Raw genomic sequence first — 14,408 nt, forward strand, 5'->3', positions numbered from 1 at the left:
GCCCGCCGCCCTCGCACTCGTTCTGGCGGTCGTCCTCACAGCCGGGCTTCTCGCCGGCTGCGGGGGCGGCCCCGCACCGACCACCGGAGGAACCGTGACGACACACGCCGCGGGCCCGACGAACCCCGTCTGGCCGAACAACTTCCCCGACCCGCAGATCCTGCCCGACGGTGACGGCTGGGTCGCGATCGCCACGAACGGCAACGGGATGAACGTCCAGGCGCTCCGCAGCGACGACCTCGTTCAGTGGACGCAGGGCAGCGACGCGATGCCCGAGCTCCCGGCGTGGACGACGCAGGGCAAGGTCTGGGCCCCCGAGGCGCACCGCTTCGGTGACCGCTGGGTCATGTACTACACGACGATGGCGCCCAACCCCGCGATCCAGTGCGTCGGCCTCGCCGTCGCGGACCACCCCGGGGGGCCCTACCGCGACACGAGCAGCAAGCCCTTCGTGTGCGAGGAGGACCAGGGCGGCACGATCGACGCGTCACCCTTCCTCGCCTCGGACGGCACGGCATACCTCTACTGGAAGAACGACGGCAACGCCGTCGGCGTCGACACGTGGATCTCCGTCCAGCGGCTGTCGCGCGACGGGATGCGCCTGGAGGGCAAGCCGAAACGCCTCTTCCGGCAGGACCTCCCGTGGGAGGGACAGCTCGTCGAGGGCCCCTTCGTCTGGGAGCGGGACGGCGTGTTCCACCTGTTCTACTCCGCCAACGACTACGGCAGCGCGAACTACGCGGTCGGTCACGCCACGTCGTCGTCGCCGACGGGACCCTTCCGGAAGGACCCCGAGCCGGTCCTGACGACGAGTGACGTGGCTGCCGGGCCGGGCCACTGCGCCCTCTTCGAGAAGGACGGCCGGGTGCTCATGGTCTACCACGCGTGGGCGCCGGACTCGATCGGCGAGGACGTGCCGGGACGAACCATGTGGCTCAGCGAGGTCACCTTCGACGGGCAGTCGGTGTCGGTCACCCCGCCGCAGAAGGAGCTCCCGGACTGGCTCTGAGGATCCGCTCTTCGGCGTCCGTGTATCAGCGACCCGCCCTGCGGCTCTGTGTGGCAGGGAACGGTGCGGGGAAGGGGGCTTCCCCGCACCGACCCGAAACGCTTGGGCGGCTGGCCCGTTGAGGTACGTTAACCGCCATCAGGGCCCGGAATCGCAGACCTGCGCAGTCGCGAACCGGGCCCTCTGGCGTGCGTCAGGTGCGGGCGGAGGCGAGCACCCGCCCGCTGCCGGTGCGTACCTCCAGCGACTGGATCTCGTTGGGGCGCAGGGCCGTCGCGCCCGTCACGCGGGAGTAGCCGGATGGCGTCGCCCGCCACGAGGCCGCGGTCGACTCCTTGCCGTCACGGCCGATGACCCAGAGGAGCACCTCGCCGTCGGTCGGCATGTCCTCGCAGTCGATGTCGAGCTGCGTGCCCCAGCCGCGGGTCACCAGCGCGACGTCGACCTTGACGGTGCTGCCGGGTGCGGCCGCGGCCACCACGTGCGTCGTCGGCGGGGTGGGCGCCCTGGTCGAGAAGACCGAAGGCCCGAGCCAGGCCCCGCCGGCGAAGATGCCCACCGCTGCAGCGGCGCCGACCGCCGAGAGCCACGAGCGGCGCTTGCGCCGACGGCGGGACACCTCGGTGAGCAGGGTCGTCAGGCGCCCGTCGTCGGGCTCGGTCATGAGCGGCGGCGGGGCGCCGCCGGGCGTTGCCGTCGTGGAGAGATGAGGGCCGCCCTCCGGGCCGGCGAGGTCGAGGAGGCGAGGCAGGCCGGAGACCTGGCCCAGCTCGGCCTGGCACTGCGTGCACGTGCGCAGGTGCTCGCTGAACGCGCGGTGGTCGTCGTCGGACAGGCCACCGAGCACGTACGCGCCGAGCAGCACGTGCAGGTCGTCCGATCCGGTGGTCATCTCGTCACTCCCATCTCGTCGAGGATGACGCGCAGGTTGCGCACGGCGTAGTAGGCGCGTGACTTCACGGTGCCCTCCGGCACCCCGAGGCGGTCGGAGGCCTCGGCCACCGACAACCGCTCGAAGTAGAGGCAGCGCAGGACGTCGCGATGGTTCGTCTGCAGCCGGCCCAGGGCCTCCTCGACGAGCACCTGGTCGAGCGCCCGGTCGAGCGCCGAGTCCGTCTCGGCGACGTCGACCAGCCGGGCCTCCTGCGGCCGGCGGCCGGCGGCGCGGTGCTGGTCGACGATGAGGTGGCGGGCCGTCGTGATGAGGTACGCACGCAGGTTGTCCGCCTCGGGCGCCTGCTTCCAGACACGCAGGATGACCTCCTGGACGATGTCCTCGACCCGGTTCGCGTCGCTCGTCGCGCGCCACACGACCCGACGCAGCATCGGTCCGTGCTCGCGGTAGATCTCCGCGACCGCCTCCTCGTCGAGCGGCATTGCGGCAGCCACCTCCTCCAGTTGCTCCCCGTCTGCGAAGACGCCTGCGTCCTTCACCCGGTTCAGCCGTACCTTCCTCGAACCGTCTCATGCCGGCGGCCCCTGGGTCCTAGCGTGGGGTCATGTGCCCCGTCGCCATGCCGAACCCGGCCCCGCACCCCGTGACGGGCGGGCTCTTCCTGTCGCCCGTACCGCCGGGCTCCGGTTGGCCGGGTGACCCGGCCGACGCCTCGACGCCCGTGGCCCGCACCGCCGCAGCGGTGCGCCGGCTCGCGCAGGGAGCGGACGGCATACGCGAGCTGGATGCCCGCGTCAGCGTCTGCCGCGCGTGCCCACGTCTCGTGCAGTGGCGTGAAGCCGTTGCGACGCAGGGACGTCGCGCCGCCTTTGCCGACCAGCCGTACTGGGGACGGCCCGGTCCGTCGTTCGGCGACCCGGACGCCGAGGTGCTCGTCGTGGGGCTGGCTCCTGCGGCGAACGGCACCAACCGCACCGGGCGCATGTTCACCGGCGACCGCTCGGGAGACTGGCTGTATGCCGCCCTCCACCGGGGCGGGTATGCCAGCCAGCCGACGTCGGTGGCGTCGGGCGACGGGCTCGAGCTGACCGGCCTGCGGATCGTCGCCACGGTTCGGTGCGCGCCGCCCGAGAACAAGCCGACGACCGAGGAGAAGGCGACGTGCGCGCCCTGGCTCGACCGCGACCTCGAGCTGTCCGAGCCCCGGCTGAGGTCGATGCTCGCCCTCGGGTCGATCGGGTGGGACGCCGCGATCGGGGCGGCGCGGCGACGTGGATGGACCGTGCCGGCGCCGAAGCCGCGGTTCGGCCACGGCGCCGAAGCGGTGCTCGTGACGCCCGGCGGTCGCGAGGTGCGCCTCGTCGGCAGCTACCACGTGAGCCAGCAGAACACCTTCACCGGCAAGCTCACCGAGGCCATGCTCGACGAGGTCATCACCCGCCTCTGAGGTTCAGGCGACGCAGAACTCGTTGCCCTCGGGGCCGACGATCGACGCGCCGTCGGCGTCGTCGGCGTCGTTGGCGTCGCAGCCGAGCGTCCAGTGGGTGGCCATGCTCGCGAGCGTAGCTGGGTAGCCCTGCGGTTGCCGCTGTCGCGCGACCGGCGAAGGGTGGAGGGCATGACGTCGCGCTCCTTCCGTCCGTATGCCGTGACGCTGGGACTGCTGTGGGTGCTCCCGGCGGTGCTCGTCGTGGTCCTGCACGTCACGTTGCCCGACTACAACGCGTCGGGGCAGTGCTCCGGCCTCGGCTTCGGCTGCACCTTGACTCCTGCCGACCTCGTCCTGTTCCTGGGCTACTTCGCGGCGCCGGTTCTCTTCGTGCTCGGACTCGTCGCGTGCGTGGTCATCGCGTTCGTCCAGTCGCGTCGACAGCGCCGAGGACCTCCCGAGCGACCGACCTCGTCGCCCGAGTGAGTGACGATGGAGCGATGGTGACGACACCGTTTCCCGAGCCGGCTGCCACCGCGGACCTGCGAGGTCTGCTCCTGACCTACCTCGACTTCTACCGGGACGCGGTCATCGGCAAGCTGGACGGCCTCGACGCCGACGCCGTGCAGGTGAGTGTGGCTCCGTCCGGGTGGACGGCGGCGGGGCTCGTCAACCACCTCGCGAATGTCGAGCGTCGCTGGATGCGATGGGGATTCGTCGCCGAGGACATCGCCGACCCGTGGCGCGACCACGACGGGGACGACGGGTGGTTGTCGCCTCGAGTCGACGTGACGGAGCTGGCGAGCCGCCTGCACCGTGCGGGTGTCGAGACCCGCCGGATCGCTGAGGCGCACGCCTTGACCGACACGGCGGCGGTCGGGGGCCGGTTCACTGGCGAAGCCGCCGCTCCGCAGCTGCAGTGGATCCTGCTGCACCTCATCCAGGAGTACGCGCGGCACGCCGGCCATCTCGACATCTGGCGCGAGCTGCACGACGGAAGGGTCGGCGAGTCCCGCTGAGGTGGGCGGACCCTCTTTCAGAAGGTGGTGACGACAGCCACCGGGTCGAGGCCGAGCATGAGCAGGAGCACGCAGGCGGCGACAGTGCCGGTGACGAGGGCGACCAGCAGCCCCGCGAGGACGGGCGGCCATGCCGCAGCCGATGTCCGCAGCGCGAGCCTGGAGAGCGCGAGCGTGCTGCCGAGGTTGACGGCCACTGCGACGGCGAAGGCCGTGCTGTACCGATCGACGACCGGAGGACCGACGGCCGCGACGTCGAGCACCTGGAAGACGCCGTAGCTGAGAGCATCGAGGACCAGGATCGCCCAGACGAGCATCGCTAGCCCGGCCGTCGTCACGAACGCGTAGGCGAGTGCCCACCACGGCAGTGAGAGGTCAGGTCGACGGTTGCGCGCGTGCGGCGCCACTGGGACGGGCACCCGGTCGGAAGGAGCTTCACCGCTCATGGACTGAGGATCCGCGCGCTCGGACCGCGAGCGCGAGGGTACCTGTACTCGACTCGGCATGGTTGGTGGCGGCCGGGCGTGGGAGGTGTCGCGTCGGGGCGCCTGAACCGTCAGCGGCGAAGGGGTGTGGCGCCGGAAGGCGTGACGTCGGCGAGACGCGCTCGGCAGGCCGGACCGTTTGACCCCGCCCGGCGGGTTAGCGTTGGGACATGTCGGGCCAGCCGTACTGGGAGAGTCCCGTGGAGAAGCAGATCCGCGAGGCGCAGGAGCGTGGAGACTTCGACAACCTGCCGGGTGCGGGCAAGCCGCTCGACCTGAGCGACTCGGGTGACCCGGACTGGTGGGTCAAGCGGTTCGCCGAGCGCGAGAAGCTCGACCTCGGCGCCGCTCTGCCGGGGGCCCTCGCGCTGCGCAAGGAGGCGGCCGGCTACCCGGAGTCGCTCGTCGACGTCCGCACCGAGGAGCAGGTGCGCGAGATCATCGAGGACTACAACAAGCGCGTCCTCGCTGATCGCCTGCGCCCCGCCGTCGGCAACCTGCCGCCCGCCCTGGCCCGGACACTCGACGTCGACGAGATGGTCGAGCGCTGGCGTCCCCTGCGCGCCGAACGGGACAAGCAGCAGCGCGTCGTGCGCGAGCAGCGTGAGGCTGCGGCCGCGGCGGAACGCCAGACCGCCCCCTCCTGGTTGGCGCGCCTGCTCGGTCGCGGCTGAGCCACCCACTCGAGTCGCCCTGACACGCTCGCGCGCGGCTGGCCCGCCGGGGCGTGCGGGCGGGCCATGCTGGGCCCATGGACCGCCAACGCGCCCTCCGCCGTCGTCTCGCCACGCAACGCCTGACGTCCGCGCCCTTGCCGACGGCGGCCGACGTGGTCCGCCTGCTCACGTGCGTCCAGTCGCAGGAGCGCGACCACTCCTTCTTCGCGCTCTCCCAACGAAGCCGCGCCACGACGTATGCCGCCGTGCGGGCCGAGCACGATGCGGGCGCCTTCGTACGCACGCACATCCTGCGCCCCACGTGGCACTACGTCGCGCCGGAGGACCTCCGCTGGATCCTCGCGCTCACAGCACCGCGCGTCGAGCAGCTCGAGCGCCCCTACCTGCTCAAGTTCGGCTACGACGAGCCCACGATCGGACGTGCCTTCGACGTCATGACAGGCGCGCTCGAAGGGCGGAACGTACTGACCCGCAAGGAGATCGGCGAGCACATGTCCCAAGCCGGTCTCCTGGGGTCAGGTGAGGGGCTCGGCCACCTCCTCCTCGTCGCCGAGCAGCGCGGCCTGATCTGCGGCGGGCCGGTCAAGGGCGCCCAGCACACCTACGGTCTCGTCGACGAGCTCGTCCCCGCGACCCCGGAGCGCAGCCGGGACGAGGCGCTCGCCGAGCTGGCCCACCGGTTCTTCGCCGGGCACGGCCCGGCCTCGGTCAAGGACCTCGCGCGGTGGGCGTCGCTCACCGTCGCCGACGCGAGGCATGGGCTGGCCGCGCTCGGCGGCACGCTCGAACAGGTGGACGTGGACGGCATACCCCACTGGTTCGACCCCTCCCTGCCGGCGCGCACGACCCGCGGCGACGTCGCCCACCTGCTGACGACCTACGACGAGGTCACGCTCACCTACCCGGCCGTCAGTTTCCCGTTCGCTCCCGGAGTGCCCGAGCCCGAGGAGTTTCCTTGGTACACCGCCGTGGTCGTCGACGAGACGCGCGTGGGGACGTGGCGACGCACGCTAGGAGGCGACCGTGTCGTCGTCGAGACCCTGCTCGCCCCCGGCACGACACCACGCCAGCGCGCGCTTGTCGACGACGCTGTCGGCAGGCTCGGCGCCTTCCACGGCCTGCCGGTCGAGCACGTCCGGGGCTGACGGCGCGACCTCTCTGGGTGCAGCCTGAGCGAATCCTGTCAGTTCCACGGAAATGTAACCCGGCCTGTCCCCAACCGCCCGCCGCGGCCCGAGCAGGACTAGCGTCGAACGGCCATCCACGCACAGTCCTGCAGAGGTGATCCCATGAGGCGTCCTTCCACCCGCACCGCGAGCGTCGTCGGAACGCTCGGCGCCGTCGTCGGCTCATTCCTCGTCGGCAGCGCCGCGCCGGCCCTCGCCCACGGCGACTCCGGCGGCCGCCACGACCAGACGCTGAGACCGCGCACCCAGTTCGTCATGGCGCCCGACGGCTCGTCCGGGGCGACGGAGCGCGGCGCCGGCATCCCCAACATCGACTCCGTCAAGAAGACGATCTACGCGTACTACGGCGACCCCGGCACGGGCCTGGCCAACCGCACGTCGTCGCCATACATCAGCGAGATGCGGTCGATCACCGCGGGACTCCGTGCCACCTTGCAGAAGAAGCTCGACGCCGCCGAGGCCGCCGGCCGGAAGCCGGCCATCGTGCTCGACGCGGATGACACGACCCTGTGGACCTACGACATGGAGGTCGCGGACATGAAGTTCGTCTTCGACCCGACCCGCCAGGACTACTGGGTGCAGAACAAGCTCTTCCCGGCGACGCCCGGCATGGTCGACCTCGTCAACGAGGCTGACGCCATGGGGTTCGAGATCTTCGGGCTGACCGGGCGCGGGGCGTCCCAGAAGGACGCGACGGTCGGCAACCTCAAGGACGTCGGCTACAACGCGTTCACCCCCGACCACTACTTCACGAAGTGGGCCGGCTCGACCCCACCGGACTACATCACGTGCGTCACGGCGAAGTGCACCACGGTCGAGTACAAGGCCGGCACGCGCCGGCACATCGAGCAGGACCTCGGCTACGACATCGTCCTCAACATCGGCGACCAGTGGTCCGACCTGCAGGGCGGCTACGCCGACCAGAGCGTCAAGCTGCCGAACCCCACCTACTACCTGCCGTCGCCGAACCTCCCGGGCGTCCACGAGCCGCGGCTCGCGCCTCGGACGACGTTCACCATGAAGCCCGACGGCTCGAGTGGGCTGACGGAGGGCGGAGAGGGCATCCCCAACATCGACTCGGTCAAGAAGACGATCGCGACGTACTACGGCGACCCCGGCACCGGCATCGCCGACAAGACGACGTCGCCGTACATCAACGAGCTCGCCGCCCTCGAGCACCGCAACGCCCAGCGCCTCGTCAGCGAGTGCCGCCAGGGCGTGCGCAAAGGCACGAGGCCCGCTGTCGTCCTCGACGCGGACGACACGACCCTGTGGACCTACGACATGGAGGTCGCGGACATGAAGTTCGTCTTCAACCCGACCCGCCAGGACTACTGGGTGCAGCACAAGCTCTTCCCCGCGACGCCCGGAATGCCTTCTCTCGTCAAGGCCGTCGCCGGTGCAGGCTGCGCGGTCATCGGCCTCACCGGTCGGAACAGCGGGCAGAAGGAGGCCACGCTCGCCAACCTCCGCGAGCAGGGCTACCCCCAGTTCACGAGCGAGCTCTACTTCACGAAGTGGCGCAGCGGCGAGACGCCACCCGCGTACATGCAGGGCCACTGTGCGGCGTACCCCACGTGCACGACCATCGAGTACAAGTCGACGACGCGCGCGCACATCGAGGGGGACCTCGGCTACGACGTCGTCGCCAACTTCGGCGACCAGTACAGCGACCTCATCGGCGGCAGCGCCGACCGTGCCGTCAAGCTGCCCAACCCGACCTACTACCTGCCCTGACGCGTCAGCGCTCCTCGTGGGCGACGAAGCGGACGAGGTCGGCGACGGAGTCGACGACCCGGCTCGGTCGGTACGGGAAGCGCTCGATCTGCTCGCGCGACGTCGACCCGGTGAGCACGAGGACGCTGCGCAGGCCGGCCTCGAGACCGCTGATGATGTCGGTGTCCATGCGGTCGCCGACCATGATCGTGGTCTCCGAGTGGGCGTCGAGGCGGTTCAGGGCGCTGCGCATCATGAGCGGGTTGGGCTTGCCCACGTAGTACGGCTGGCGTCCGGTGGCCGTGCTGATGAGCGCGGCCACCGAACCGGTCGCGGGAAGCTTGCCTGCCGGGCTCGGGCCGCTCGGGTCGGGGTTCGTGGCGATGAAGCGAGCGCCGTTGTCGATCAAGCGGATCGCGCGCGTGATCGACTCGAACGAGTACGTGCGTGTCTCGCCGAGGACGACGTAGTCGGGGTTGCGCTCGGTCATGACGAAGCCGATGTCGTGCATGGCCGTCGTGAGGCCGGCCTCGCCGACGACGTACGCCGAACCGCCCGGCCGCTGGTCGGCGAGGAACTGCGCCGTCGCGAGCGCTGACGTCCAGATCGCGTCCTCCGGCACGTCGATCCCGCTGCCCAGCAGGCGGGCTCGCAGGTCTCGAGGCGTGAAGATGGAGTTGTTCGTGAGGACGAGGAAACGCTTGCCGGATGCCTTGAGCGCCTCGACGAAGTCGGCGGCGCCGGGGATCGCCTCCTCCTCGTGGACGAGGACGCCGTCCATGTCGGTGAGCCAGGTCTCGACGGGGCGGTGGTGGGTCATGGGGACATTCTGTCGGCTGAGCCCGCCGCTCGACGCTCAGAAAGCTCAGGACGCGGACTGCGCGATGGCGAGGTCGACCCGGTCGGCGGTGAGGGCGTGCTGGATGACCATCGTCGCGGCGCCGATGACGCCGGCCTGGACCCCGGTCGTGGCCGGGACGATCTGGAGCACTCCCGTGGCGAGGGGGAGCGAGCGGCCGTAGACGACCTCGCGCACGCCGGCGATGAGGCTCTCGCCCGCCTGCACGAGCGAGCCGCCGATGACGATGACCGAGGGGTTGAGCAGGCTGACGCACGTGGCGAGCACCTCGCCGATGGTGCGACCGGCCTGGCGCACGGCCAGTGCAGCCGGGATGTTGCCGCCACGGACGAGCTCGACGATGTCGGTGTTGGACTCGGCGAGGATGTCGATCTGCTTGAGCGCCTTGGAGATCGCCGGACCGCTGGCCACGGCCTCGAGGCACCCGGTGTTGCCGCAGGAGCAGAGCACCTCCGGTGCATGCGGCGCGGCGACGTGGCCGAGGTCGCCGGCTGCGCCGACGGCACCGCGGTGCAGCCGGCCGCCACTGATGATGCCCGCGCCGATACCGGTGGCGACCTTGACGAAGAGGAGGTGCTCGACGTCGGGGTGGGCCATCGCGTGCTCGCCGAGGGCCATGATGTTGACGTCGTTGTCGACGAGGACCGGCACGTCGAAGTCGCGCCGGACGTGGGCCGGCACGTCGTAGCCGTCCCAGCCCGGCATGATCGGCGGGCGCATCGGCCGACCGCTCGAGTGCTCGACAGGGCCGGGCACGCCGATGCCGATGCCGATGAGGTCGCGCGGCTCGCGCCCGGCCTGATCGAGCAGGCGGTGGGTCGTCGCCACCAGCCAGTCGAGGACCACCTCCGGTCCGTCGGTGATGTCGAGGCGCTCGGCGATCTCGCTGAGCGGCCGACCGCTGAGGTCGGTGAGGGCGACCCGTCCGTGCGTGGCGCCGATGTCGGCCCCGACGACGACCCGCGCCTCGGGGTTGAAGGCGAAGCGGACGGGCGGACGGCCGCCCGTGCTGGCGGCCTCTCCGCTCGGAGCGAGCAGCCCGGTCGCGAGCAGGGCGTCGACACGCGCGCCCACGGTCGACCGAGCCAGGCCGGTCAGCTTGGCGAGCTCGGCCCGCGTGCGCGGCGTCTCGTCGCGGAGCAGCTGCAGCAGCTCGCCCGCTCCACTCACGGCATACGCGGACGACGTCGACTCTGGGCGCACCCTTCAAGTCAAGCACACGCGGCTTCCACCTGCCATTCAGTCGGCTTTTTCGTGTCGGCACAAAACTTTTGCTTGACGCACCGACAAAAGTGGGACACGGTGTGACGCATGGAATCTCGACGGCGAGATGCGGCCGACCTCCCGCTTCTGCGAATGACCAACGTGGTCAAGCGTTTTCCGGGGGTCGTTGCCCTGGGTGGCGTGGACCTCGACGTCCTGCCCGGTGAGGTGCACTGCCTGCTCGGCCAGAACGGTGCCGGCAAGAGCACGCTCATCAAGGTGCTCGCCGGCGTCCACGAGGCCGACGAAGGCACCATCGAGTGGTCGGGGGAGGAGGTCACGCTCCACCACCCGCAGGCCGCCATGGACCTCGGCGTCGCGACGATGTACCAGGAGCTCGACCTCGTCGAGGGCCTCACCGTCGCCGAGAACATCTTCCTCGGCCACGAGCCCACCCGGTTCGGCCTCTCGCAGCGCACCGCGGCCCGCAGGTCGGCCGCTGCCCTCCTGGGCCGGCTCGGCCACCCCGAGATCTCGCCGTCCGTCGAGGTCGGCACCCTCTCGGCCGCCTCGTGCCAGATCGTCAGCATGGCGCGAGCCCTGTCGCGCGACGCCCGCCTCATCATCATGGACGAGCCCTCCGCCGTGCTCGACGCCGGCGAGGTCGACCAGCTCTTCCGCGTCATCCGCGAGGTCACCGCCCAGGGCGTGGCCGTCGTCTACATCTCTCACCGCCTGGAAGAGATCCGCGAGATCGGCGACCGCGTCACCGTGCTCAAGGACGGCCGGACCGTCGCCACCGGGCTCGACGCCAAGACGACGCCGACGCAGGACCTCATCCGCCTCATGACCGGCCGCTCCATCGAGTACGTGTTCCCGCCCAAGCCCGAGGTCGCCACCGACGCCGAGCCCGTGCTCCGCGTCGAGGGCCTCGCCCGCACGGGCGAGTTCGATGCCGTGTCGTTCGACGTGCGGCCCGGCGAGGTGGTCGGGCTCGCCGGTCTCGTCGGCTCGGGCCGCTCCGAGATCGTCGAGACGATCTTCGGCGCCCGGCGGGCCACGACCGGCACCGTCCGAGTCGGCGGCAAGACCGTGCGACCGGGCTCCGTCGCGGCCGCCGTCGCCGCCGGCATCGGCCTGTGCCCCGAGGAGCGCAAGAGCCAGGCCCTCGTCCTCGGCGCCTCGCTCGCCTCCAACATCACGCTCGCGACCCTCCCGCGCTTCTCCCGCGGAGGGCTCCTCGACGGCTCCGCCGAGGTCGAGGCCGCCGAGGAGCTCCTCGAGTCGCTCGACGTCCGTCCGCGCGGAGTCCACCGCGAGTCCCGCACGCTCTCCGGCGGCAACCAGCAGAAGGTCGTCCTCGCCCGCTGGCTGCTCCGCGGTTGCAAGGTGCTGCTCCTCGACGAGCCCACCCGCGGCGTCGACGTGGGTGCACGCTCCGAGATCTACGCCCTCATCCGCCGCCTCACCGACGAGGGCGTCGCCGTCGTCGTCGTCTCGAGCGAGATCCCCGAGGTCCTCGGGCTCGCCAACCGGGTGCTGGTCCTCGCCGACCGCACCGTCCGCCACGAGGGCCCGGCCGACGAGCTCGACGAGCACGCCGTCCTCGACATCATCCTGAAGGGAGACGCGGCATGAGCGCCGACGTCACGAAGGCCGAGCACACACCGGGCGAGCCCGTCGCCGGGGTAGCTGAGGGGGCCCCGGCGACTCCGTCCGCGGCGCACGCGGGCGGACCTCCAGTCGGGGGAGTCGCGGCCGCCCGCCAGGGAGGCCTCGCCGGGTTCCTGAGCAGTCCGGCCGGACGCAGCGCCGGGCTCGTCATCGCGCTCGTGCTGCTCGTCGTCGTCGGCATCGTCACCGCCGGTGACCGGTTCGCCAGCCCCGACAACGCGCTGACGATCCTGCGCCTCGGCGCGACGATCGGCGTCGTCAGCGTCGGCATGACCTTCGTCATCTCCGGCGGCGGCATCGACCTGTCGGTCGGCGCGATCGTCGCCCTGTCGTCGGTCTGGGCCACGACCGTCGCGACCCAGACGATGGCCGCGAACTACCACTGGGTCGTCATGGTCTTCGCCGCGGTCGCAGTCGGCGCCGCCTGCGGACTCGTCAACGGCGTCCTCGTGGCCTACGGCCGGATAGCACCGTTCATCGTCACCCTCGCGATGCTAGCCGCCGCCCGCGGGCTCGCCGAGCTCATCGCCAAGCGCCGGACGCAGATCGTCCGCGAGCGCGGCTTCATCGACTTCTTCGGCGGCAGCGTCCTCGGCATCCCCGTCCTCGTCATCATGTTCGCCGTCGTCGCGGCCATCGGCTGGGTCCTGCTGAACCGCACGACGTTCGGCCGGCGCACGCTCGCGATCGGCGGCAACCCCGAGGCGGCACGGCTCGCCGGCATCCGCGTCCAGCGCCAGACCATGTACCTCTACATCCTGCTCGGCATCGCCTGCGGCATCGCGGCCGTCATGATCATGGCCCGCACGACGACCGGCACCTCGACCCACGGCCAGCTCTACGAGCTCGACGCCATCGCCGCGGTCGTCATCGGCGGCACGCTCCTCTCGGGTGGGCGCGGCACGGTCGTCGGCACCGTCCTCGGTGTCCTCATCTTCACGACGCTGAGCAACGTCTTCACCCTCAACAACCTCGACACGTCGACGCAGGCGGTGGCGAAGGGGGCGATCATCGTCGCCGCCGTCCTGCTCCAGCAGCGCGTCTCCCGCACCAGGTCGACCTAGCCGCGCACCGGTCGACGGCGACACCAGCACCAGACCGCAGCACGACACAGCAGCACCACTCACCGCACCACCCCTCGTTTCGCTCACCTAGGAGTCAGCGTGTCCGCATCCCTTCCCCGCACGACCAAGCGCGTCGCCGTCCTGGCGATCACCATGAGCACGGCACTCGTCGCCGCCGGCTGCACGAGCAACGACCCGGTCACGACTCCCGCCGCCTCGACCCAGCAGGCAGGCGGCAACGCCGCGAGCGACAACGACGCCCCGGGCGACAAGGTCGTCATCGGCTTCTCGGGCCCGGCCGCCGACCACGGCTGGCTCGGCGCCATCAACAGCGCCGCCCAGGCGGAGGCCAAGAAGTTCAGCGACGTCGAGCTCAAGGTCGCCGAGGGCACCAACGACGCCAGCCTTCAGATCAGCCAGATCGAGACCTTCATCAACGACAAGGTGGACGCCATCGTGCTGCTGCCGACCGACGGCGCCGCCCTCACCGAGGTCGCGACGAAGGCCATGAATGCCGGCATCCCCGTCATCAATGTCGACCGTGAGTTCTCCAGCCCGTTCGCCGCGCGCGCCACGATCCTCGGCGACAACTACGGCATGGGCGTCTCCGCCGGCACGTACGCCTGCAAGGTCGTCAAGGACAAGAACCTCACCAACCCGGTCATCACCGAGATCGCCGGCATCGACGCCCTCCCGCTGACGCAGGACCGCAGCAAGGGCTTCGCCGACGCCCTCAAGGCGTGCGACCAGACCGTCGACAACCGCGTCGCCGCCGAGTTCACCGTCGAGTCCGGCAACCGCCAGGCCGCCAACCTGCTGCAGGCCGCGACGAAGATCGACATCCTGTGGAACCACGACGACGACCAGGGTGTCGGCGTCATGGCGGCCCTGGACCAGGCGGGCCGCCACGAGATGGCCTTCATCGGTGGCGCCGGCTCGGCCAACGCGATGCGCTGGATCCAGGAGGGCAAGATGGCGGCCACCGTCCTCTACCCGCCGACCCAGGCGGCTGACGGCATCAAGCTGGCCCGCCTCATCGCCCAGGACAAGGGCATCAGCGACCTCGTCCAGGTCGAGGTGCCGCGACGCATCGTCCTCAACGCCCCCGTGGTCACCAAGGAGAACGTCGCCGAGTACCTCCCTCTCGGGTTCGAGTCCTGACCGGTCGGCGCCCGTGCCCAGGGGACGCGG

General features: G+C 71.0%; 15 protein-coding genes. 10 read left to right on the plus strand and 5 right to left on the minus strand.

Features of this window, described 5'->3' with window-relative positions; all coding sequences use genetic code 11:
- The first annotated feature begins 94 nt into the window (after window positions 1-94).
- Window positions 95-1,009 (plus strand): glycoside hydrolase family 43 protein, encoded by a 915-nt coding sequence (locus tag H9I49_RS04875; RefSeq protein WP_370587430.1) that lies wholly within the window; start codon window positions 95-97, stop codon window positions 1,007-1,009.
- 193 nt (window positions 1,010-1,202) lie between these two features.
- Here H9I49_RS04875 and H9I49_RS04880 read toward each other — a convergent pair whose 3' ends face one another.
- On the minus strand, window positions 1,203-1,901 hold the full coding sequence (locus tag H9I49_RS04880) for a zf-HC2 domain-containing protein (RefSeq protein ID WP_188029159.1): 699 nt from the start codon (window positions 1,899-1,901) through the stop codon (window positions 1,203-1,205).
- Window positions 1,898-2,386 carry a sigma-70 family RNA polymerase sigma factor gene (locus tag H9I49_RS04885; RefSeq protein ID WP_188029614.1) on the minus strand — a complete coding sequence of 163 codons (489 nt, stop codon included), beginning with the start codon at window positions 2,384-2,386 and terminating at the stop codon, window positions 1,898-1,900. Before H9I49_RS04885 ends, H9I49_RS04880 begins: the two co-directional genes overlap by 4 nt.
- A gap of 122 nt (window positions 2,387-2,508) precedes the next feature.
- On the opposite strand from H9I49_RS04885, the gene H9I49_RS04890 reads away from it, so the two are divergent.
- The 3 genes from H9I49_RS04890 to H9I49_RS04900 all read left to right on the plus strand — a co-directional run bounded on the left by H9I49_RS04890 (window position 2,509) and on the right by H9I49_RS04900 (window position 4,352).
- Complete coding sequence (locus H9I49_RS04890) at window positions 2,509-3,351, plus strand: uracil-DNA glycosylase (RefSeq protein ID WP_188029160.1); 843 nt, start codon at window positions 2,509-2,511, stop codon at window positions 3,349-3,351.
- A 171-nt stretch (window positions 3,352-3,522) separates the two neighbouring features.
- Window positions 3,523-3,819 carry a hypothetical protein gene (locus H9I49_RS04895; protein ID WP_188029161.1) on the plus strand — a complete coding sequence of 99 codons (297 nt, stop codon included), beginning with the start codon at window positions 3,523-3,525 and terminating at the stop codon, window positions 3,817-3,819.
- A gap of 14 nt (window positions 3,820-3,833) precedes the next feature.
- Complete coding sequence (locus H9I49_RS04900) at window positions 3,834-4,352, plus strand: DinB family protein (RefSeq protein ID WP_188029162.1); 519 nt, start codon at window positions 3,834-3,836, stop codon at window positions 4,350-4,352.
- A gap of 17 nt (window positions 4,353-4,369) precedes the next feature.
- On the opposite strand, the gene H9I49_RS04905 is transcribed toward H9I49_RS04900, so the two are convergent.
- A complete protein-coding gene (locus H9I49_RS04905) occupies window positions 4,370-4,798 on the minus strand; it encodes a hypothetical protein (protein WP_188029163.1) in 429 nt (142 codons plus the stop codon).
- Between the two features lie 209 nt (window positions 4,799-5,007).
- On the opposite strand from H9I49_RS04905, the gene H9I49_RS04910 reads away from it, so the two are divergent.
- The 3 genes from H9I49_RS04910 to H9I49_RS04920 all read left to right on the plus strand — a co-directional run bounded on the left by H9I49_RS04910 (window position 5,008) and on the right by H9I49_RS04920 (window position 8,438).
- Window positions 5,008-5,511 (plus strand): DUF1992 domain-containing protein, encoded by a 504-nt coding sequence (locus H9I49_RS04910; protein WP_188029164.1) that lies wholly within the window; start codon window positions 5,008-5,010, stop codon window positions 5,509-5,511.
- 77 nt (window positions 5,512-5,588) lie between these two features.
- Entirely contained in the window at window positions 5,589-6,659 is a 1,071-nt protein-coding gene (locus tag H9I49_RS04915) for a winged helix DNA-binding domain-containing protein (protein WP_188029165.1), read from the plus strand.
- A gap of 144 nt (window positions 6,660-6,803) precedes the next feature.
- Entirely contained in the window at window positions 6,804-8,438 is a 1,635-nt protein-coding gene (locus H9I49_RS04920) for an HAD family acid phosphatase (protein ID WP_188029166.1), read from the plus strand.
- A 4-nt stretch (window positions 8,439-8,442) separates the two neighbouring features.
- Here the strand turns inward: H9I49_RS04920 and H9I49_RS04925 are convergent, their stop codons facing one another.
- Together H9I49_RS04925 and H9I49_RS04930 are read right to left on the minus strand one after the other, a co-directional pair.
- On the minus strand, window positions 8,443-9,237 hold the full coding sequence (locus tag H9I49_RS04925; RefSeq protein WP_188029167.1) for an HAD-IIA family hydrolase: 795 nt from the start codon (window positions 9,235-9,237) through the stop codon (window positions 8,443-8,445).
- 45 nt (window positions 9,238-9,282) lie between these two features.
- Window positions 9,283-10,479, minus strand: coding sequence for an ROK family protein (locus H9I49_RS04930; RefSeq protein WP_188029168.1), 1,197 nt, complete (start codon window positions 10,477-10,479; stop codon window positions 9,283-9,285).
- Window positions 10,480-10,632: 153 nt separating this feature from the next.
- Here H9I49_RS04930 and H9I49_RS04935 point away from each other — a divergent pair, with 153 nt between their 5' ends.
- The 3 genes from H9I49_RS04935 to H9I49_RS04945 all read left to right on the plus strand — a co-directional run bounded on the left by H9I49_RS04935 (window position 10,633) and on the right by H9I49_RS04945 (window position 14,378).
- Entirely contained in the window at window positions 10,633-12,117 is a 1,485-nt protein-coding gene (locus H9I49_RS04935) for a sugar ABC transporter ATP-binding protein (RefSeq protein WP_188029169.1), read from the plus strand.
- Complete coding sequence (locus tag H9I49_RS04940) at window positions 12,114-13,217, plus strand: ABC transporter permease (protein ID WP_188029170.1); 1,104 nt, start codon at window positions 12,114-12,116, stop codon at window positions 13,215-13,217. Before H9I49_RS04935 ends, H9I49_RS04940 begins: the two co-directional genes overlap by 4 nt.
- 99 nt (window positions 13,218-13,316) lie before the next feature.
- Window positions 13,317-14,378, plus strand: coding sequence for a substrate-binding domain-containing protein (locus H9I49_RS04945; RefSeq protein WP_188029171.1), 1,062 nt, complete (start codon window positions 13,317-13,319; stop codon window positions 14,376-14,378).
- Window positions 14,379-14,408 lie beyond the last annotated feature (30 nt).

The sequence above is a fragment of the Terrabacter sp. MAHUQ-38 genome (genome assembly GCF_014518425.1).
GTDB lineage: Bacteria > Actinomycetota > Actinomycetes > Actinomycetales > Dermatophilaceae > Terrabacter.

What these genes read in the sequence shown, in the direction of transcription:
- H9I49_RS04880 (WP_188029159.1), bottom strand. Translation starts at nt 1,901, where the DNA reads ATGACCACCGGATCGGACGACCTGCACGTGCTGCTCGGCGCGTACGTG.
- H9I49_RS04885 (WP_188029614.1), bottom strand. Translation starts at nt 2,386, where the DNA reads ATGCCGCTCGACGAGGAGGCGGTCGCGGAGATCTACCGCGAGCACGGA.
- H9I49_RS04890 (WP_188029160.1), top strand. Translation starts at nt 2,509, where the DNA reads ATGTGCCCCGTCGCCATGCCGAACCCGGCCCCGCACCCCGTGACGGGC.
- H9I49_RS04895 (WP_188029161.1), top strand. Translation starts at nt 3,523, where the DNA reads ATGACGTCGCGCTCCTTCCGTCCGTATGCCGTGACGCTGGGACTGCTG.
- H9I49_RS04900 (WP_188029162.1), top strand. Translation starts at nt 3,834, where the DNA reads ATGGTGACGACACCGTTTCCCGAGCCGGCTGCCACCGCGGACCTGCGA.
- H9I49_RS04905 (WP_188029163.1), bottom strand. Translation starts at nt 4,798, where the DNA reads ATGAGCGGTGAAGCTCCTTCCGACCGGGTGCCCGTCCCAGTGGCGCCG.
- H9I49_RS04910 (WP_188029164.1), top strand. Translation starts at nt 5,008, where the DNA reads ATGTCGGGCCAGCCGTACTGGGAGAGTCCCGTGGAGAAGCAGATCCGC.
- H9I49_RS04915 (WP_188029165.1), top strand. Translation starts at nt 5,589, where the DNA reads ATGGACCGCCAACGCGCCCTCCGCCGTCGTCTCGCCACGCAACGCCTG.
- H9I49_RS04920 (WP_188029166.1), top strand. Translation starts at nt 6,804, where the DNA reads ATGAGGCGTCCTTCCACCCGCACCGCGAGCGTCGTCGGAACGCTCGGC.
- H9I49_RS04925 (WP_188029167.1), bottom strand. Translation starts at nt 9,237, where the DNA reads ATGACCCACCACCGCCCCGTCGAGACCTGGCTCACCGACATGGACGGC.
- H9I49_RS04935 (WP_188029169.1), top strand. Translation starts at nt 10,633, where the DNA reads ATGACCAACGTGGTCAAGCGTTTTCCGGGGGTCGTTGCCCTGGGTGGC.
- H9I49_RS04940 (WP_188029170.1), top strand. Translation starts at nt 12,114, where the DNA reads ATGAGCGCCGACGTCACGAAGGCCGAGCACACACCGGGCGAGCCCGTC.